Here is a 15406-nt window from a genome sequence, read left to right on the forward strand (position 1 = left end):
CAACTGAAAACTGCCTCCTGCCCACTATTTCTTCTGCTCCTCATGTTCAGCTTCCAGGCGCACTTTCTTTAAGTCAACGCGTACCAAGGCAAAAAGGCTCATGTACACATTGGCTACAAATACCAGGGCAAAACCAGCTATAAGGTAGCCACGCCAATCAGTAAACCACAATTTGTATTGGGTGATGAACAGCATGATAACAGTTACATAATGGCTGAAACAATACTCGCAGGTAAACAGGTAAAAAAACTTACGCTCGGCTATGGATTTGCCGTTGTGGCAGCGTTTAAGGCAATACTCCCTCGGCTCGCGAAAAACCTCTTCGTGGGTAACCGTCCATGCTATACAGGCAATGGGGATAGCCAGTAAAAACAACCATGCAACCTGCGTGCTTAATTCCATGGTGTTATAAGTGCCGAAGCCGTAAAAAAGTTTTATCTAAATTCCGGATTTAGTGGCCCTTTATAAAAATTTCAATCATCACCTGATTGCCGTTAGTGGGGAACTTGCGTCGGTCCTATCGTATTCTTCACCCTCATTCATTTTCCACTCCGAATTCTTTTTTTAAAGTTGCTATCAAAGCTATTGCATGATTCTTTAAAGTGTCCGCCCCCGCTACCTGGTTTTTCAGGAACCGCGACCGCACGGCCTCGATATATTGATTAAAGAGCACCTTATCATATGATAGCAATGGCGGATTGGTTTTCATAAATGAATCAATTAACGACCGCCGGTATTTGACATAAATTTGCTGAGTAACTGCATTGGCTGCCTCGTTATATTTAAAATTAAACAATAGTGAACGGCTCTTCCGCACTTCGTTGTAAATACCCTGCTGGTGTTCGTCGTTTGTCTTAAACACCTGCAGCAGTTGGTCGTATCCGGCTACCATGCGGTTAACATACGATTTTGAGAAAAAACGCAGAGAGCCCGAGCTTTTCATCTCAAGCAAGGTGGCATCGTGCGGGACAAAGGTGCTGGGGATGCCACCGAAAAGTCCGTACCAGTATAATTTACCTGAGGGTATATGTTCAGCATCGTTGGCCGACAATAGTTGCATCAAGGTATCTACATTATTGGCAGCAAACTTAACGCGGGTAATATACTTTGCCAGGCTTGCCGTGTCCTCCTTTAAATCGACATACATTGATGCCGCAAACTCTTTTGAACGTTGGTGCTCACTGATATTCTCCCGCAGGCTTTCGGCAAAAAAACCCATAGTTACTGCCAAAAAGATCATCAGGCCTTCAAGCAGGTATTCTTTGAAATTCTTTTTTTCTACATTGGGGTGATGGTGTACTTCCATAGTTTCGGTTTGCAATTGTAAATCAGGGTGATTAGCAGAAGTTGCGGGTAGTTCTTTCGTTTCTCTCAACGGTGTGTTAACAACCACGCCTGACCGGGCCTTTGGTTTTCGGGCAGCTGTTGGTTGTTTTATTGCTTTGGCTGGCGGCAAGGGACCGCTTTGAGGCTTTTTGCTCATCTGTTCGGCTTACACAATACGAATGTGTTAATCGTTATGTTCTGGAAAGATTTGGAAACACAAAATTGTGGGGTTGTACTATAGGTAAACACTTGTAATTTACCCAGGGGTTGCGGGGAAATATTCATTAAAGATCGGATAATATTTTAATCCCTAAATATATTTAAAAATCTAAAGACTAATTACTTAAATAATCAGTTATTCATTTTTCGGTATCGCACCAAAAGTGATTTTATTAAACCCGGCAAACTGTGCCCTATTTTTACTAATTTCGAAACTGCAAGTTTTTATTCCTGAAAATCCTTAAATGAAGAAAACAATATTTTTTGTGGTTACCCTGCTTTTAGCTGTAAAGGCTATTGCGCAGGCCGAACCTGCCAACTATTTGGCTGCTGTTACCCGGTTTACCCAATATTATAACCATGACCAGCCCGACAGCATTTTTGCCATGTTTAGCACCGAGATGAAGGCATCGCTGCCACTCGAGACTTTTAAGCCCACTACCATCCAACTAAAATCGCAATATGGCAACCTGCTTAAAACCGAGTTTGTAAAAGTCACGTCGCAATTGGTGGTGTATAAGGCTACGTTTCAAAACAGCACATTTTTGCTGAACCTGGCCCTTAATCCACAAAATAAGTTGACCGGCCTGCTGCTAGGACCCTACAAACCCGAAGATAATGCAAAGACCGGTGTAACGCTCGACCCATCGCTTGATGAAACACCTATTGTACTAAAGACTTTAACCGGCACCATTTCGGGCTCGCTGGTGATGCCAAAAAATCCATCTGGCAAGATACCGCTGGTACTGATTTTAGCTGATTCAGGACCCACCGACAGGGACGGCAATAACGCTAAAACAGGCGCAGCCGGCAACACCTACAAAATGCTTGCCAACGATCTGGGCAAAAACGGCATAGCAACGGTACGTTATGACAAGCGCCTGGTTGGCGCCAGCGTTACCAAAAGCAAGGAGTCGGAATTACGGTTGGAGGATTATGGCGATGATGCACTGGGCCTCACCAATATGCTGAACGACGACCAGCGTTTCTCGAAAATTATATTGTTTGGCCATGGCGAAGGCGCACTGGTTACTTCGCTTATTACAAACGACGTGCCGGCAAAAGGCGTTATTGCCGCCGAATGGGCAGCCGACCCGGGCGACAAATTATTAAGGGATCAATTAAAAGGTAAAGCCGGCTTTTTACAGGACGAGTTTAAAGCTTTTATGGATAGCCTGCGTAAAGGCAAGCTAACGCCAAACATCGACCCGGCATTGTATTACATTGCCAGGCCAAGCATACAGAACTTTATAATGAGCTATTGCCGCTACGACCCTTTACGCGGGGTAAAACGGATAAAAGTGCCGCTGCTGCTGATACAGGGAACTACCGACAAAATGGTTAACGTTGAAAATGGCCGCAGGTTTAAAAAATCAAAATCAGACGCTACACTGGTGGAGATAAAGGGCATGAACCATATTTTAAAAGATGCCCCCGACGATGACGAACAAAACGTTGCTACCTACAGCAAACCCGACCTGCCATTAAGCCCCGGACTGGTGCCGGCAATTGTAGAGTTTGTGAATAAGGTGAGGTAAAAACATCAGTTATCGTCATTGCGAGGAACGAAGCAATCTTTACGCGTGCTGATCAAGGAGCAAAAGCTTTGTGGCGACCTGTCAGCCGCATTTTGATCTTCACAAACATAACGGTTCATTGATTGTCCTGTGCAGAGATTGCTTCGTTCCTCGCAATGACGAATGTCGCTTACTTCCAATCTCCCAGCAATCTTCGTATCACTATAATCTCACCGATATGATAGGCATTATGGTCGGCAATTTGCAGGGCTTCGCGCAGGATGGATTGGCCTTCGCCATGTTCAAGGGGTTGGTAAATATCGCTGTGCTCAAGCAATTCAATAAACTCGTCTAAATCATCATCGATCTGTTTAAGGGCCCCATTCCAGGCATCATCATCTTCGGGGGCAACTTCGTTCGGCCAGTATTCGTCGGGCCACTTTGGCGATTGGTGATCGGCATCCTTACAAAAACGCATCATGTCCCACTGGGCAATGCGGATATGCTCAACCAGTTGCCATATGGTGTAAGGCATGTTGTCGGGCTTAACGCCGCGCAATTTGGGGTTTAATCCCTTTATTGCTTCGTGAAACGAGGCGTGGGCACTGCCGCCCTGCAGCAGCTTTGAGATTTCGTTGATTAATATTTTATGCTGATTTTCCATCGGGGTTGTTTAAGAGGTTAACAAATATAGGAGGATTTGGTTGGGGCGTTTGGAAAAGACTGAAAGCTCGCCAGATCACGGGCATCATCCCAGTCCGGCCAGTTTAATATTTGGCCTGGTACGGCCATTAAACAATTATTTTGCGTTAGTTTAGCGGTGCAAAGGCCTTCACAAATGAAAAACCAGGTAATTTATATTTTGATGCTTTTGATACTTGTTGCTTGCGGGCAGACAGGCAGCAAAGTGGTTAAAAAAGAAAACATCCGCCTTAAAAATGATACCAGCCACGTTATTGCGGGGAGTATCTCGCCGGCAAGCGATACGCTGGCAATCCCGGGTGATACCATTCCTAAAGTGGCAGTCCCGGCGGATGCTATACAAGTGGTAACCAATGCCAATGCCATTACCGATACTACTGATGGAATAAAAACCGTACAATGTGCCAGTTACGGCGCGGATGATGTTGATGCAAATATTGCCAAACTAAAATGGAAGGGCCTGTTTGAAACTAAAGGCAACTATTTTATAAATGATACCCGGGTAAAGTTTACACAACAACATTCTGACTTAGATACCGGCAATGCCAATACCGGCTGGCGGATTAACAGCAATATTAAAGCTAACAATGTAATTTTAATATCGGGCGCAAAAGGCCTTGTGAATGGCCCTGTTAAAATGGCCCTGCTGTCGAAAAGATTACCTGCGGCTGGCCAAAAGCTCCAGTTTACATACAACGGCGTTTCTTATGTGCTTTACACAACAGGGCGAAAGACCGGCGGGTTAGTTTACAATTACAAGTTACACCTGCTGGCAAATGTTAAGGGCAAGTGTTTTAACCAGGTGCTGAAAGCATTACCGGCCGACGTATCGTTTGGTGGCGTGGGCGACATGTCGGAAGATATAGCGATTGATTTTGCGGGCGATATCGACGGAGATAATATTCCTGATTTTATCATCAGCCGTTCGGGTTATTCTTATGGTTATACCGAATTGTATTTATCGCGACCGGCCGGGAGCAAGGCCATTTTAAAGTTGGTCTCCGAGTCGGGGGTTTCTGATTAACAACGCGTAGTCTGTCAACAAATACCATTTTCTCCATAGCTAAAAAAGCTAATGCTGCCGTTTTTCCCAATATTTTTAGTACATTGTAACTTTTACGGTTATTATTTGTTAAGCAACAGTTAATAAACCGTTTTATTTAAAAATTCATTTATCAAATGGCAGCCAAAAACTCTACCCCGGCTACGGCAGTAAAAAAGGAAAATTTCGTTACAAAATTTGGCGAAATTGTAAAAGACAACGAAAAACTAAGGGATAATTATAAAATCCAGTTTTTTGATACAGCAGCAAAAAGCAACTATGTTATCAACGGACTCAACGGAAAATCAATGAACGTGCTTGAGGCTTTAACGCTGGAAGAACGCGAGGAATACAAGGTTTTGAAGAGCAGTTGGCAGGATTGACCTGGATTAAGCAGATTTGTGGGATTTATGGGATGCCTTATTGATGTCCGTTTGTCCGTCCGTTTTTCGGGATGACAGTATGCGGACAAGTTTCCGGACACTGCTCGCTTAACTGCTGCCTCATTTCTGATTTTGGTACCCTATTGGGGTTCAGACACTGACAGCCGTAAGTAATCTTGAAAATCTTTTAATCAGCCAAATTATGGTTCAAACAATTAGGATGCCTGGTTGCATTTTCTACGGATCGTGTTACACAGGCATTTGCAACAGCGCAAAAGTCCCATCTTTATAATGCGCCGGCAGGTCGGGGGTGTAGTCGATACCTGTGTTCCCGGTATGGGTAAAACCGCTGCTCACATAGTAGCTAATCAGGCGGTCGTTGCCGCCGCCGGTATCCATCCGGATGTATGACAAATCATTAGCTTTCGCATACTCCCTTGCCCAATCTACAATATGCTTCAGCAGGTTGTGCCCCCGAAAAAACTGGCTGGTGGCTATGCGGTGAATATAAACGGCAGCAACGGTACCTGAGTCTTTCCAAATAAGCGGGTCGCTGAGCGTGATGCAAAAAGTAGCGACAATTTCGCCTTCAGCAATAACTTTGTAATGCCGGTGCTCGTCAATTTCTTTCGCTATTAGCGCCGGTTCAAAGCCCAGCCAATGGTTATTGCCCACTTTTTTCTGATAGGCGATAGCATCATCATAGAGCTTAAAAATGATTCCAGAGTCGGTATGTTGGGTGTTTTGTATTTCGATCTGCATAGGTCGTATAGTGCTCAAATTTAGCAATAAAGCCCTTCTTGTTTAACTTAAAGTGTTATGTGCGGCAATATTTGTTTTATTACAACCTGTTGCATTAAGACGGGCTCGGTAACCGGCACCAGGTGCCCCGATTTGTAGAACCAGAAAATGTTCTTTTTTGGCGCAGCCAGTTGTTTGTAATACTTTTCTGAAAGCAGGTAATTGGTTTGATGGTCATTACGGCCCACAAAAAAATAAACCGGGCAATTAACTTTGGGCATCGAAACCGTTAGATCAATATAGTTAGCCTCTTTAAAAAGCGCCGTCATTTCCGAGTTTTCGGTGAAATACTTTTTAAATTCCGTGGTGTCGCCAATGTCCTCACCATTCAAAACCGACAGCCATTTGCGGTCGTAATAATTTTGCAATCCGTTTTCAAACGGGATCTTCACTTTTGCAAGCTCAGCAATAGCCCTTTTATTTTTTTGTTGCACGGCCTTCTGCTTTAATTCGTTTAACGATATCCGCTCACTTTCCCACTGATTTACCGCCGGACTTACCGCCATGTAAGCGTACACTTGTTCGGGATGTTTATCGGCCATGTAAAAACCCAGCACGGTGCCCCACGACCAACCCATAATAAACAGCTTTTTTTGGTGGAACTGCTTCAGCAGGGCCGTTACCAATTGGTGGGTATCATTTTCATACAGCTTAACCGTTAATTTTACCGGCGAAGGGTTAAGCTTCAGTGTTTTCCCGCAGTTACGCTGGTCCCAGGCGACAACGACGAAGTGTTTCTTTAATTCATCGAGGTAAAACTTATTTTCATCATATATCCCCTCCGAACCAGGTCCGCCGGTTATAAACAGGAACAACGGTTTCGAGCGGTCCTTTCCTTCAATTTTAACTACCTGCTTAATGCCGCCTGCGGGGATAGCTTCGGTGGTATCAATTTTGGTTTGGGCGAGGCATTGACTGCCCAAAAGGATGGTTACAGAGAAAAGGAAGATGCTGCAGAATGCTTTTATCATTATTAAATATTAAACAGATTTTGATTAGATGACGTTTGGTACCAGGAGTATGTTACAGTGGTGAACCTTGATTTGTTTGATTAAAGATTACCTCCCCCTGTCTGCCCGTAAGTTACAATGAAAATCTGTTAATCGTGTGAACGGCGACGCCCTCTTGAACGCCACTAAAAAACAATTAACAGGTGAAAAATCAAGGTTCAAACAAATGGGCGATGGTTTTGTCCGTCCGTTTTCCGGGACGGGTGGTAGCGGACGGTTTCGGACAGGTATTAAAACTAAGACATTTTGAGCGCTGTACACGCACGGATAGCCGGCTTATTAACCACGAATAATCCATCAAAATTATTTATAATTTAGCTTCAGTTAGCCGGGTGTTCATAGCTAAACAGCTGACCGCTTTAAAAAAACATTTTATGACTATTAAACGAAGAGATTTTATCGGCCTCACTACTGCAACCCTGGCAGCCGGTATGTTAACAGGCATGGCCTCATGTACCGAAAGCCCGAAAAACGAAGCTGCCGGTGCAACGGCTACCCTGCAATCTATCACCGGCGATGTGGTGCCGATATCGCCGGCTGAAAGGCAGGCCAGGATTGCAAAGGCCCAGCGCCTGCTATCCGAAAACAAAATGGATGCTTTGGTGCTTGATGCGGGCACCGGGTTGCATTATTTTACCGGTATTACCTGGTGGCCCAGCGAGCGCACTATGGTGGCCATTATCCCTGCCAAAGGGGAGGTAAAATACGTGTGCCCCGGCTTTGAAGAAGCCCGCCTGCGCGAGCAGGTAATTATTGGAAAAGATGTGTACGCCTGGCAGGAAGACGAGAGCCCCTACCGGCTTATTGCCAATGCCATTAAAGATGCCGGTATTGTTTACCGGGCTGTTGCCATAGAAGAAAGCACCCGGTTTTTTATAGTTAATGGCATAAAGAAAGAGTCCCCGGATTTAAACTATTTAAGCGGCGACCCGGTAACCATCCCCTGCCGTTTAATAAAATCAGCCGCGGAAATTAAGCTTTTGCAAAAGGCAAATGATATTACCCTTGCTGCCATCAAACACGCTGCGGGCCAGTTAAAGGAAGGCATGTCGCAGGGCGAACTTTCGTCGATAATTATGTCGGCACAAGGCCAGCTGGGCGGCGCACCCGATTTTGCTTTATGCCTGTTCGGTAAGGCTTCGGCTTTTCCGCATGGATTGAAAGAGCCGCACCAGCTTAAAAAAGGGGATATGGTGCTGATGGATTGCGGCTGCGTGATTGAGGGGTATAATTCAGACATTACCCGTACCATTGTTTTTGGCGAACCAACCAAACGGCAGCAGGAAATATGGTCGCTCGAAAAACAGGCGCAGGCCGCCGGGTTTGCCGCCGCAAAGATCGGGACGCCCTGCGAAGCCGTGGATGCCGCTGCCCGTAAAGTAATTACCGATGCAGGTTTCGGACCGGGCTACAAATTACCGGGACTGCCACACCGCACCGGTCACGGCATTGGTATGGACGGGCACGAATGGGGCAATATGGTAAAAGGCAACAAGCTATTGCTGCAGCCGGGCATGTGCTTCAGTATAGAACCAAACATTTCAATTGTAGGCGAATTTGGCGTGCGCTTAGAGGACTGTGTGTATATGACCGAACAAGGCCCGAGATGGTTTTCGCAGCCAAGTAAATCAATTAGTGAGCCGTTTGGGTAGGGGCTTAAAGTTAATTATTTGTGCGGTATAACGGTATCGGTGTGGGTTCTATCCGTCCGTTTTGTGGGACGGGTGGATGCGGACAAGTTTGCGGACAAAGACGGACGGGGGTTTAAACAACAGTATTTATTTACATAGCATGCTGGCTACCTAAACGCGGACACCCCGATAAATCGGGGCGGTCGCGGGGAAGGCTGTTCAATTTGCACACTGCCACATTAATTATAAATTTATGAGGAACTATTATTATTTATTTTGGAGTGATGCTACACAACGTTTTATTAAGCATAATCCTAAAGAAAGAGGTTGGGAACAGAAACCATTAATTCTAATTTCCTGGGTATTTACACTAGCTGTGCTTAGCACGATGCTTTGGCTGAAATATTTCCATATTTATCACAGTAAAATTGGAACATTTGGAATTTTTACGACAGTCGGAGAAAACATATCTTCCATTTTAGATATGGCCCTGGTATTCGTATTAATTTATATCATAAACTATGTTTTGATATTTTGGCGGAATAGATATCTTTTGCTCATTGAAAAGTATCCTTTGGGGCTATTTAAACACAGCGTGTTTGTTCCAATGATTATGTTGGCATATTTTTTATTTACTATTTTCTTATATGGCTATTTAACTGGTCAGATGTAGGGCCTCATTTGGCTTAAGCATTTTCTATCACAAATGCGTGTGTTCTCGCGCGAGTATAAGGTTTGTCCGTCCGTTTTGTGGGACGCGGGAATGCGGACAAGTTTGCGGACAGTGGCGGACGGGGGTTTAAACAATAGCATTTGTCTACATAGCGTGCTGGCTACCTAAACGCGAGGGCACGAGAACTCCACCTCCTTGGGCCTTTGGCTGCATTCTCGCGCCAGATGAGGAAGAACGCTTACGGCAGCTGGGGCATTAATTACAACAACTTATTCTTACATTAGGCCACCTAATAAGTACCTTTATTCATGAAGAAAATTTACTTTGTCTTTTTAGTTGGGTTATTATCTTGCAATAGTACACCTCAAAAAATTGCTGATAAAAACATAGAAAATTATATCAAAAGCAAATTAAATGATCCGAATTCGTTTGAGTTGGTTTCAGTAGATACAATAATCAAATCAAGAACGAAAGTCATGTTGGACAGCATGCTTTACCCCGAAAATATTAAAAATGAATTTGATTTTCATGGTTATGAAAAGTATGTTGACAGCGAAAACCGTGTAAGGCCGGAGCTTAAAGAGGAAAACCTCAGCAACTTACGTAAAATAAAAAGTGGCGAACTTGTTTTTTATTATACCAAATGCACTTTTAGAATTGAAGAAAATAACCGAAAAAAGCTTGTTAGGTATTATTTTGAATTAGATACCAACTATCAAGTGAAGAATTTTAGGAACATATCAGATGAAAATAGTATAATTAAATAAATTTCAAGTCGAGACAGGACATTTTTTATTGTTGACATCGATGCCATTGCAATTATTGCAGTGCGGCTAGCATTTCAAACGTAAAATGTTACCGATGGTGGATTTAGTAATGGAATGCAAAAAATAGCTTTTGGTTATGGATGAATTAATAAACTACTTTAGTGTAAACGCTTGGCGAGATAATAATGATGGTTCTTTCGTGCGAGGCAGATCAGATGGTCGTTATATGATTATCAAAATTGATTTAGACTCTGCAACTGCCCAAAGTGTCATCTATGGGCGCCATCATGCTACTATAGTCCCCCCTAGCAACTGGCTCACTGCGAAATATATGCTACAATACGCACAAATGTTTGACGCAGGCGATTAAATTCCCCGCTGCCCCAAGCCTCCCTGCTTGTGGCCCGCCGACAGGTAATAACGCGCAGATAGCCCGCGTGCTAAGCACGTCGTACCGGCCACTGCGCTGATGCCTCGAGTGCCTCAGCATGACACCCTTTTTTTCATTTCCTTTTAAGATGCCAGATAATTTTATGCCTCAGCATCACACCCGACCAGTTGGCAGACAGCTTTACAGTCTTTTAAAATCAATCGACCATAATCAGTGTATCAAAGGCCTCGCTTCGGTACTTTATAATAGTATCCACACTGCAGTCTTTCGACTTATACACACTATCCGGGCCGATTGGGCTACCGGTTTCTTTGTATATCCCTATAATCCGGTTGCTGATTGCAGTGTCCCCGTGTTGGTAGATCTTGCATAAACAAAGGGCGAAGTTGTTTTGAGCCGCCCGGTAAATGTCATAGTCGGGTGAATAACCATTGTGGTAATTAAAATGAACCGTGCAGGACCTGAACTGTAAAGTCTGCGTTTTCCGCTCGTTGATATAAGGGATGATCACCGTAAAAATTACCACCGCCAGGGCAAGTATGCCCAGTACTATTGCAGCTGTTTTGCGTTCTTCCATAATTGTGAGATTGTTTTAGTTTAATACGTTTTTTTGGGGAAAGGTGACCCTTCCACGCCGCTGCCGCAAGCCTCCCCGGTCTTCTCGCGCGAGTATGACGCGCAGGCCCCAGGCGAAAAGGCTACTCGTGCGCCGCTGACAGGTAGCCAACTTGCACGCGGCGCCTTACCCCACAAAATCATTCCGGTTCATTGATTGTCCTGTGCAGTCCGCCAGCTGGCGGATCGTTCCTCGCAATGACGCGCGGAGAGGGCGCTCGTTCCTCAATGGCGCGCGGAGAGGGTTTGCCGCCTACACATTACCAACGTCGTCATTGCGAGGAACGAAGCAATCTTTACGCGTGCAAATCAAGGAGCAAAAGCTTTGTGGTGACCTGTCAGCCGCATTTTTGATCTTCACAAATATTACGGTTCCTGATTGTCCTGTGCAGGGATTGCTTCGTTCCTCGCAACGACGGGTGGAGAAGGTTTGTACGTAATTTAAGATAATTTTATAATTTGCGCAATGGTATTTATACAAGGTGGCTGCGTTTACATAATGACCAATAAGCGGCATACTGTTTTATACGTAGGTGTTACTTCTGACCTCACAGGGCGGGTTTGGGAACATAAAACGCATTTTTACCCGGATAGCTTTACTGCAAAATATCAATGCGAAAAGTTGGTTTATTATTGTTTCTACCCACGTATTGAAGAGGCAATTGCTGTTGAAAAAGCCGTTAAAGGTGGTAACAGGAAAGCTAAAATTAAATTGATTAACGAGTTAAATCCTGACTGGATTGATTTGTATGATAAGTTAATTGAGGAATAAAAAACAATCACAACCACCAACACCGTCATTGCGAGGCTGGCTGCTTGCAGACGGCTTCGAAGCAATCTCTGCGCCGTGCTGCATTGGGATAAAAAGCTTCGTGGTTACCTGCAGGCGGATGCAAGGTCTCCATTGGCTTCGCGGTTCGTTGATTGTCCTGTGCAGAGTTTGCTTCGTTCCTCGCAATGACGCGTGGTGAGGGCGTTTCGTTCCTCGCAATGAAGCGCGGGGAATGGCGCTTCGATACCTTCTTTACCTCCCCCCTTCCACCTCCCATTCCAACAACTTATTATCAATCCATTTATCAGCAATATCAACGCCGCGCTGCTTGTCGTAAGCGGTGGGATTTTGGGTTAGAGTATTGTCAATTACGAAGGTGGCGGTTGGTATTCGGGCGTTTAGTTCACGTGCTTTGGTATGCCATTTGGCATAGGCGTTAACATCGGGATAGAGGCGTACGGTGCGGTGTTTTAGTACCTGGCATTTTTCGGCGGTTAGCCCTTCCAGGCTACCGGCTGCTAACCAGATATAATTGGGCAGGTACATGCTGGCTATAATGGCGGTTTTCTCGCTTTCGGCTATAGCCACCGTTTTGAAGGGTTCGAGTTTTAATAAGTGTTCGCCAAACAGGCATTGTTGGAGTTTGTAGTCCGCAATTACAGTGTGCAGGATGCCCTCCGGATGTTTCGTGTAATCTGAAAGCGTATTTTTAGATTCAACGGGGCTGCTTGCACAGCCATTAACGCCAGCCGCAGCGCCTTTCCGACTTTCCGGACTTTTCCGACTTTCGGACTTCCCAACTAACCTGTGCACCCACGCAATATGGTTAAACGGCTCCTTCACTCGCTTACAATCCTTACCATTATAGAGCATTATTTTGCCGGTGCGTACCTTGTCGTCGTAGTCGATCTGCCAGAAGATGGTGGCGCCGGGCCAGTGTTTGGCGCAGCCTATGCGGTATTTTTCAATGAGGTGTATAGCGCCATCGGCACCAAACATGCGGGCCAAAAACATGCTGAAATTGTTTTTATCGTAACCGCGCATGGTGCCGGCGACTATTGATTGGGGGATGGTATCGAAATACTGGGGTTGTGTTGGGGTTTTCATTGTGTTGTTGTTTAGAGGTTTGTGGCCGGGGTTGGCCTTAAAAAATTCGCGGGGCGGATAGTGGTAGCCACATTGGTCGAGCCAGTCGCATTTGCCTACATCGTCGGCAAGGTAGTCGCCGGTTTGTGTGTCGATGTAGCGCTTAAAGGTTTTATGCCTGCTATTACAATTGGGGCAAACATAGCGGGTGCCCGGCCCGCGGTAGGGTTCGAGGGTGTATCTGTGCGGAGAGTTCATGGCTCATGGTTGATAGAAGGAGATGGAGGTAGTCTTGTCTATTGGTGTTTGGAAGATTGTTTTAAAAGCAGTGGCCGGTGCGATTCCTTCCCTGGGGAAGGGAAGGTAGGGGTCTGTTGAACTATGATACCACAGACAACCAAGCGTACAAGCTTGGAGCAGAACCCCTCCCTTCGCCCTCCCAAGGGAGGGAATCGCACATTCCCGCGCTTTTTTTAACCTTCCGAATGTGTAGTCGTGTCCGTCCGTCCGGTTTACCTGTAGTCCCTGCGGACGGACGGACGGGCAGTTACTGTGCTGAGGCTTTAATCAGCCGGTCGACTTTTTGGTGGGTGATGTTCATTTTTTTGCCGATCTCCCTCAGGGATAACCCTTCATTTCGCAATTGCACGGCCTGGTCAATTTCGTCCTGGTTCATGCGGTCGTTTGGTTTTTTCAGGTGGTCGAGTTCGTTGCCGTAGCCTGCAAATTCGTACTTCAAAAAGTTGGATGGCTTGGTAATGCGGCAAAGGCAAACATTGCTATAACCGTATACCTGGTTGGTATTACGCTGTTTTATCTGCTTTAAATAGCGCAAATCTTTATCGACGTTGCTTTGACCAATGGTAAAGGCGCTGTCACAAAAGTTCATCAGCATTTTACTGCCCTGTAAATCGTTAAGGGTTATCTGCTGGCTCAAATCGCGCTTGGGGGTATGGGCAAGTATCAGCATTGATAGGTCGTACTTGTTTTTTAACGCTTTAAGTTGCTTCATTAACGGCAGGGCGTCTTTGGCCTGCTCGGTTTCATTACGCAGGTAAGTAAGGTTATCAACTATTACCACCTTTATTTTTTTCTGCACAATATCACGCTCCAGTGCTGCAATAAGGTATTCGTCGAAGTCGCTAAAACCTGGTGGCACGGCGTTGTCAGGATTTAATTCTGACCGGGAAAAATCCTCCCTGAAATTGTAGTGATTTTCATAGTTTTCGGAGTACCGTGCTTCAAACTGTTTATCGCTCAACTCAAAATCTAAATACAATGTTGGCTGTGCTTTGGCCTCAACCTCAAATGGCTGCATGGCCTTGCCGGTATTTATACAGTTGGCAATTTGAACTGCCAGTATTGATTTGCCCAGGTTACTATCGGCAAACAGTGTGCAGATTTCGCCCTCGTACCAAAGCCTGCCAAACAGCATTTTGGGGATTGGTTTGGCGCTTGCCTTTTTGAGCCAATACCCTGCCGAATGGGTTATGAGCAAGCCCGGCGGTGTTTCGGGTTCGGGCATAACTTTGGCAAGAAAAGTGTCGAGTTGTTCGGGTTTGGTGTAATAGATGGTTTTTGATGGTTGGTTTGTTTCCATGTGTTTATTTATTGTTGAAATGTTGCAGGGTTGGAATGTTGTAAGGTTGTTTGGGTGAATTGAATAGCTGAGTTGTTAACCGCTCACTTGATAAACCAATTCATGAAATGAATTTTAGAAAATACTCCCCTGATAACCCTTTTTAATAAAGGGCCTTGTTTTCCGTTTAATAGGATTACCTGTTTGCTATGGTTTTGCGTGGGTGTCCGTCCGTCCGGGGGGACTGTTGCTCCTGCGGACGGACGGACACTTTGGTTTTATGCTTGAAAAAGCGAGGGGTTTATGTTCACTACAAATGTACAGAAATTTATTTGATAAACAAGAATAATCTGTGATATTTTTTAGTAAAATACTTGAAAATGACCAAATTTACTGTTAATAAGCAAGATAATTTTTATTTCGAGGATAAATAAATTCAAGAATAAAAATAAAGATAAAACAGATTGTTCTGTAAGTTAGTTTAAATCATTTACAGTACAGACTTGTATTAGTGATGGCAGCGGATACCGGCCGGGCGTGGACCTAAAGTTATCAAGCTAAGCTTTTTTAGCCCTCTTTACGCGCAGCGAAGAGGGCGGTCCAGCGTAGCGTCGACCGGGTGAGTCCTCTACAAGCGGCGTTAACGCAAATGATTGGCGTAAATGCACGACGTAAAAGCATGGCGGAGAGGACTCACCCCGACCTCGCTTCGCTGGTCGACCCTCTCTTCGCTGCGCGGAAAGAGGGTAAGCTGCAATTTCCCGATAACTCAATATCCCTACCATACAGCACGGCCCCGGTTTCTACCAACCGGGGAATGCCCTAATTAATCAATATGCGGGTTCCATACGCCCAATTTGTAAAACTTCCATATCCATATTTACAATCGTTC

General features: G+C 45.0%; 16 protein-coding genes. 8 read left to right on the forward strand and 8 right to left on the reverse strand.

Annotation, left to right across the window (positions count from 1 at the left end):
- Positions 1–24: 24 nt before the first annotated feature.
- A complete protein-coding gene (locus tag Q0R52_RS19945; protein ID WP_295797535.1) occupies positions 25–402 on the reverse strand; it encodes a hypothetical protein in 378 nt (125 codons plus the stop codon).
- A gap of 133 nt (positions 403–535) precedes the next feature.
- Entirely contained in the window at positions 536–1483 is a 948-nt protein-coding gene (locus tag Q0R52_RS19950) for a hypothetical protein (protein WP_295797537.1), read from the reverse strand.
- Positions 1484–1790: 307 nt separating this feature from the next.
- Here Q0R52_RS19950 and Q0R52_RS19955 point away from each other — a divergent pair, with 307 nt between their 5' ends.
- Positions 1791–3083: an alpha/beta hydrolase gene (locus Q0R52_RS19955; protein WP_295797540.1), complete on the forward strand. Its 1293-nt coding sequence runs from the start codon at positions 1791–1793 to the stop codon at positions 3081–3083.
- Between the two features lie 169 nt (positions 3084–3252).
- On the opposite strand, the gene Q0R52_RS19960 is transcribed toward Q0R52_RS19955, so the two are convergent.
- Positions 3253–3726: a DinB family protein gene (locus Q0R52_RS19960; RefSeq protein WP_295797542.1), complete on the reverse strand. Its 474-nt coding sequence runs from the start codon at positions 3724–3726 to the stop codon at positions 3253–3255.
- 174 nt (positions 3727–3900) lie between these two features.
- On the opposite strand from Q0R52_RS19960, the gene Q0R52_RS19965 reads away from it, so the two are divergent.
- Together Q0R52_RS19965 and Q0R52_RS19970 are read left to right on the forward strand one after the other, a co-directional pair.
- The gene (locus Q0R52_RS19965) at positions 3901–4788 is read left to right on the forward strand and encodes a hypothetical protein (protein ID WP_295797546.1); all 888 of its coding nucleotides are present in this window, start codon (positions 3901–3903) and stop codon (positions 4786–4788) included.
- A 155-nt stretch (positions 4789–4943) separates the two neighbouring features.
- Entirely contained in the window at positions 4944–5189 is a 246-nt protein-coding gene (locus Q0R52_RS19970; protein WP_295797549.1) for a hypothetical protein, read from the forward strand.
- 249 nt (positions 5190–5438) lie between these two features.
- Here the strand turns inward: Q0R52_RS19970 and Q0R52_RS19975 are convergent, their stop codons facing one another.
- Together Q0R52_RS19975 and Q0R52_RS19980 are read right to left on the reverse strand one after the other, a co-directional pair.
- Positions 5439–5969 carry a GNAT family N-acetyltransferase gene (locus Q0R52_RS19975; protein ID WP_295797552.1) on the reverse strand — a complete coding sequence of 177 codons (531 nt, stop codon included), beginning with the start codon at positions 5967–5969 and terminating at the stop codon, positions 5439–5441.
- Between the two features lie 29 nt (positions 5970–5998).
- The gene (locus Q0R52_RS19980) at positions 5999–6961 is read right to left on the reverse strand and encodes an alpha/beta hydrolase (protein WP_295797555.1); all 963 of its coding nucleotides are present in this window, start codon (positions 6959–6961) and stop codon (positions 5999–6001) included.
- Positions 6962–7374: 413 nt separating this feature from the next.
- Here Q0R52_RS19980 and Q0R52_RS19985 point away from each other — a divergent pair, with 413 nt between their 5' ends.
- The 3 genes from Q0R52_RS19985 to Q0R52_RS19995 all read left to right on the forward strand — a co-directional run bounded on the left by Q0R52_RS19985 (position 7375) and on the right by Q0R52_RS19995 (position 10071).
- Positions 7375–8652 (forward strand): Xaa-Pro peptidase family protein, encoded by a 1278-nt coding sequence (locus tag Q0R52_RS19985; protein WP_295797558.1) that lies wholly within the window; start codon positions 7375–7377, stop codon positions 8650–8652.
- A 232-nt stretch (positions 8653–8884) separates the two neighbouring features.
- Positions 8885–9304 (forward strand): hypothetical protein, encoded by a 420-nt coding sequence (locus tag Q0R52_RS19990; protein WP_295797560.1) that lies wholly within the window; start codon positions 8885–8887, stop codon positions 9302–9304.
- 308 nt (positions 9305–9612) lie between these two features.
- Positions 9613–10071: a hypothetical protein gene (locus Q0R52_RS19995; RefSeq protein ID WP_295797563.1), complete on the forward strand. Its 459-nt coding sequence runs from the start codon at positions 9613–9615 to the stop codon at positions 10069–10071.
- Between the two features lie 587 nt (positions 10072–10658).
- Here Q0R52_RS19995 and Q0R52_RS20000 read toward each other — a convergent pair.
- Complete coding sequence (locus Q0R52_RS20000; RefSeq protein ID WP_252793993.1) at positions 10659–11039, reverse strand: hypothetical protein; 381 nt, start codon at positions 11037–11039, stop codon at positions 10659–10661.
- A 504-nt stretch (positions 11040–11543) separates the two neighbouring features.
- On the opposite strand from Q0R52_RS20000, the gene Q0R52_RS20005 reads away from it, so the two are divergent.
- Positions 11544–11849, forward strand: a complete 306-nt coding sequence (locus tag Q0R52_RS20005; protein ID WP_295797568.1) for a GIY-YIG nuclease family protein — start codon at positions 11544–11546, stop codon at positions 11847–11849.
- 252 nt (positions 11850–12101) lie between these two features.
- Here the strand turns inward: Q0R52_RS20005 and Q0R52_RS20010 are convergent, their stop codons facing one another.
- Positions 12102–13193, reverse strand: a complete 1092-nt coding sequence (locus tag Q0R52_RS20010; protein ID WP_295797570.1) for a DUF6371 domain-containing protein — start codon at positions 13191–13193, stop codon at positions 12102–12104.
- A 289-nt stretch (positions 13194–13482) separates the two neighbouring features.
- Positions 13483–14535 carry an AAA family ATPase gene (locus tag Q0R52_RS20015; protein WP_295797574.1) on the reverse strand — a complete coding sequence of 351 codons (1053 nt, stop codon included), beginning with the start codon at positions 14533–14535 and terminating at the stop codon, positions 13483–13485.
- Between the two features lie 658 nt (positions 14536–15193).
- Here Q0R52_RS20015 and Q0R52_RS20020 point away from each other — a divergent pair.
- Positions 15194–15340, forward strand: coding sequence for a hypothetical protein (locus Q0R52_RS20020; protein WP_295797577.1), 147 nt, complete (start codon positions 15194–15196; stop codon positions 15338–15340).
- Positions 15341–15406 lie beyond the last annotated feature (66 nt).

This window comes from Mucilaginibacter sp. (assembly GCF_025359345.1).
GTDB lineage: Bacteria > Bacteroidota > Bacteroidia > Sphingobacteriales > Sphingobacteriaceae > Mucilaginibacter.